General features: G+C 45.9%; 4 protein-coding genes and 1 riboswitch. All 4 genes read right to left on the reverse strand.

The genetic code is table 11. The features are described 5' to 3' along the window. Positions 1 to 208 precede the first annotated feature (208 nt). Genes cytX through thiM form a run of 4 tightly spaced genes read right to left on the reverse strand, consistent with a single transcriptional unit; the run spans position 209 to position 3676 of the window. Positions 209 to 1396, reverse strand: coding sequence for a putative hydroxymethylpyrimidine transporter CytX (gene cytX / locus EDD59_RS17460; protein ID WP_132384234.1), 1188 nt, complete (start codon positions 1394 to 1396; stop codon positions 209 to 211). Positions 1397 to 1416: 20 nt separating this feature from the next. Then, on the reverse strand, positions 1417 to 2196 hold the full coding sequence (thiD, locus tag EDD59_RS17465) for a bifunctional hydroxymethylpyrimidine kinase/phosphomethylpyrimidine kinase (protein ID WP_132384236.1): 780 nt from the start codon (positions 2194 to 2196) through the stop codon (positions 1417 to 1419). Positions 2197 to 2244: 48 nt separating this feature from the next. Further along, positions 2245 to 2874 (reverse strand): thiamine phosphate synthase, encoded by a 630-nt coding sequence (gene thiE, locus EDD59_RS17470; protein ID WP_279233379.1) that lies wholly within the window; start codon positions 2872 to 2874, stop codon positions 2245 to 2247. Next, positions 2861 to 3676: a hydroxyethylthiazole kinase gene (gene thiM / locus EDD59_RS17475; RefSeq protein ID WP_132384238.1), complete on the reverse strand. Its 816-nt coding sequence runs from the start codon at positions 3674 to 3676 to the stop codon at positions 2861 to 2863. Before thiM ends, thiE begins: the two co-directional genes overlap by 14 nt. 69 nt (positions 3677 to 3745) lie before the next feature. Next, positions 3746 to 3857, reverse strand: a riboswitch (TPP riboswitch). Positions 3858 to 3963 lie beyond the last annotated feature (106 nt).

The following is a 3963-nucleotide window of genomic DNA, read 5'->3' on the forward strand; positions in this document are numbered from 1 at the left end:
GGCATACCGTCAACTTTGCTTTAAGCTGGTCGCTTAGATAGAGGGTCTGCCCCATTGGGCATAAAAGAATAATTCTCCTAAAGTCCGGTTCCGGCAGGGCTTGTTTCAGTGCACTATTCACAATACTGTCATTTCATTTCTTTCAAAAACAGGACAGATTGGTACTTTAGGAGAGGTTATATCTTTTAGAATTACATTTTGCGGAAACTCAAGCTTTTTTCAATACTGCCTCGGCTTTTCGTATAATTACACACAACACTACAATGGCCAGCATGACAGGCAATGTCTGGCCGACGGGAGTATCGATTTTCATAAACAGCCGATACCCTAAAAATCCAATGCCCCACAAAATCAGATTAACCCAGTCGGCACTGACTGTATCACTTTTACGCTTCAAAATAAAATAGTCTGCAATCTGAATGGCAATCATGGGGGCGAAAACCGACCCAATCAGATAAAGGAAGCTCTCAAAACGCTGAATCGGTGTAAAGATGGCCAGCAATATCCCCACAATCGACACAATGATGCCCACCGGCTTTTCTTTCAGCTTCTTTGAAATGCTTGCAGCACTTACTCCCGCGGAAAATGCATCTAAAAATGTAGTTGTCACCGTCGATATAATTAAAATCACAGCACCAGCGATTCCAAGCCCGGCCTGCAGCATAATCTTGGAGATATCTGTCTCCCCGGTGAAAATCGCCGCCCCTAAGCCGATAGCATACATCCAGCAGCTTCCTGCGAAATACACAAGTGTACTGGCCACCGTAGCCTGCCCCGGTTTCTTTGCTTCCCTTGTGTAATCTGAGATAAGCGGCAGCCAGGACAACGGCATTGCCGCACTTAATTCGACAGCTGCGCCGAAGCTTAAACTTCCCTCCGCAGCAGCTGCAGATGTTCCCTTAAATACAACCATGCTTAAAACAATTGTCAGAATAAACAGTGCCCCCATAGCAATATAATTCAGTCCGTCAATATTTTTAATCCCTATGGCAATCCATAGGATAATAAGTGCTCCGATTGCCAGACACCAAATCCATACCTGGCCGGCTCCCCACAGCTGCGCCGCAATCACAGCGGTCGCCTGGGCTCCATTAATAATCATAATAGCAGTCCAGCCGACCAGCTGCAGTATATTAAGTACAGCAAACAGCAGTGCTCCTTTCGAGCCAAATGACATTTTTACGGTTTCCATAGAACTTTTTCTGGTCTGGCCTCCAATCAGGCCGGCAAGGCAAAATAGTGTGCAGCCAATGAGATGTCCAAGTAAAATCGCTGCCATTCCGGTTTTCATGCCAAGAGGCGCAATATATGTCCCAGTTAATATTTCAGCGATAGATACTGCGGCCCCAAACCAGACCAGGCCGTTTCCAATTGTTGATGTCCTCTTTTCTTCCACTTTACTTCTCCTTTTTGCAATCAGATCCGAAACATATGATTCAGCGGCCCGCTTCCGTGCCCCAGATTTAAGCCTGCACGCAGCGCCCCCGATATATACTCTTTTGCTGCTTTTACACTGTCAGAAAGCGTGTCCCCCTTAGCAAGTCCACATGCAATGGCCGAAGATAAGGTACAGCCTGTCCCGTGTGTATTAGGGTTTTCTATGCGCTCTCCGTTTATCCACTCAAAGGTTCCTGCTTCATACAGCAGGTCATTTGCATCATTTAGATCATGCCCCCCTTTGACCAGTACCGCGCCTTTTGTAAATTCTGCAATCTTAACGGCAGCCTGCTCCATGTCCCCCGCATTTTTAATGTCCATTTTACAGAGCACTTCTGTCTCCGGAATGTTGGGCGTAATGACTTGGGCAAGGGGGATCAATGTTTTAATCAATGTCTTCGAAGCATCTTCTGCCAGAAGACGGCTTCCACTTGTAGATACCATCACGGGGTCCACCACAATATGCGCAGCCTTATATTCTTTTAATTTATCCGCAATCACTTCAATCAATGCTGCTGAGGACACCATTCCGATCTTTACGGCATCCGGATAAATATCTTTAAAAATACAGTCCAGCTGATTCGCCAGAAATTCAGGAGTCACCTCCATGATGCCATAGACCCCTGTTGTATTTTGTGCTGTCAGTGCCGTTATAGCACTCATCGCATACAATCCATGTGCCGTAATTGTTTTAATATCTGCCTGAATCCCCGCACCGCCGCTGGAATCACTTCCTGCAATTGTCAATACAGTTTTCATTTTACTCTCCTTCCAATCAAAGACTGCTGTCTTAAACGCTTTCGGAACTTACTCCCTAAACTCTGTCACCATGTCATGTGCTGCCTTTTCTATGTTTTCCGCCGCGATTACAGCCGACACAACTGCCAGCCCATCAATGCCGGTACCCTTAAAGTTGTGCAGCGTTTTCTGGTTAATTCCACCTATCACAACGATAGGCAGATTTACTGCACTGCGGATTTCCTTTAACTCCTCCATCGTGACCGGACGCGCATCTGCCTTCGTGTCTGTCGGATACATTGCGCCCACCCCAAGATAGTCGGCTCCGTCTTCTGCTGCCTGCCTTGCCTCAGAAAGTTTTGCCGCAGAAACGCCCACAATTTTGTCTTGTCCGATTATGCGGCGCACAACTTTTACAGGCAGATCGCTTTGTCCTACATGGACGCCGTCTGCATCAACCGCCAGTGCGATATCTACACGGTCATTGATAATGAGTGGTATATTATATTTCCTTGTAATCTTACGAATCTTCTTCGCTGTCTCATAGAATTCAAGTGAAGAAGAATTTTTTTCTCTCAGCTGGACAAGGGTGCAGCCTCCCTTTATCGCCTGTTCTACCGCCTCTTCCAAGGTATCCGTGCTCATCAAATCCCTGTCCGTGCAAAGATACAAAGTATAATCAATCTCATTCTTCTTCAATTTTCCCCATCTCCTCTATTGTTTCTTCATTTAAATTAGAAAGTGCATCGATAAGTGCCATATGGAAGCTTCCGGCTCCCAGTGCCCCTGCTTTTTCAAATGCAATTTCTCCGGCGATTCCCATGGACAGTATGCCTGCAGCGGCTGCCGTAAATGCATCTTCCTTTGTTCCGGCATATCCGCCTGTAATAGCACTTGTCATACATCCGGTGCCTGTCACCTTAGAAAGCAGTGGATGCCCGTTGGAAACCTTCACCACCCGTTCTCCATCGGTGATCACATCGATAGCTCCCGTAACTGCTACGATACAGCAAAGCTTCTTCGCCGCTGCAAGAGCTACCAAGCGGGCGTCCTTATTATTATCCTTGTCTGATGTATCTACTCCTTTTGTAGAAACCGAAAGACCTGCCACATAAGATACTTCCGATAAATTTCCCCTCAAAATCGTAATCTTCACCTGCTCCAGGATTTTCCCGGTTGTTTTGTTGCGAAGATCTGAGGCCCCTGCCCCAACCGGATCAAGAACAACCGGGATTCCCAGTTCATTTGCCTTCTTTCCTGCAAGAACCATGGACTCCACTGTTCTTTGGTTCAGCGTTCCAATGTTGATAACCAGAGCGGATGAAATGGATGTGATGTCCGCCGCCTCCAGAGTGTCATCCGCCATAATCGGTGATGCCCCAATGGCTAAAAGCGCATTTGCACAGTCATTGACCGTCACATAATTGGTAATGTTGTGAACAAGGGGATTTTCCTGCCTCATTCTGGTATTCAACCTTGCTGCTTCTTGTTTTATACCCATATTTTTTCTTCCTTTCTGTTATTTATGCAAAATAAAAAATGCTCGGGTACAAAACCTAAGCATTCCTTTATACTTTGTCATTTTGCTCCCTACGACGGTTTTAACCGACAGGTTCAAAGGGTCAGGATTAACGGTTATATACGCTTCCTTCTCAACTTCATCAGTCCCCCTGCATTTATTAAGTTGTATATAGTATAGCACATTCTTTCAGGTTTGCAAGTATTTCCGCTTGACTCGTTGCCCGCGGAAATAAATTGATTTGTAAGTGTGAGGGCTGTATAATAAAA

It is taken from the genome of Muricomes intestini (assembly GCF_004346165.1).
Lineage (GTDB): Bacteria > Bacillota > Clostridia > Lachnospirales > Lachnospiraceae > Muricomes > Muricomes intestini.

Excerpts from the sequence above, each read along its gene's own strand:
- thiD (WP_132384236.1), bottom strand. The coding sequence starts at position 2,196 with ATGAAAACTGTATTGACAATTGCAGGAAGTGATTCCAGCGGCGGTGCG.
- thiM (WP_132384238.1), bottom strand. The coding sequence starts at position 3,676 with ATGGGTATAAAACAAGAAGCAGCAAGGTTGAATACCAGAATGAGGCAG.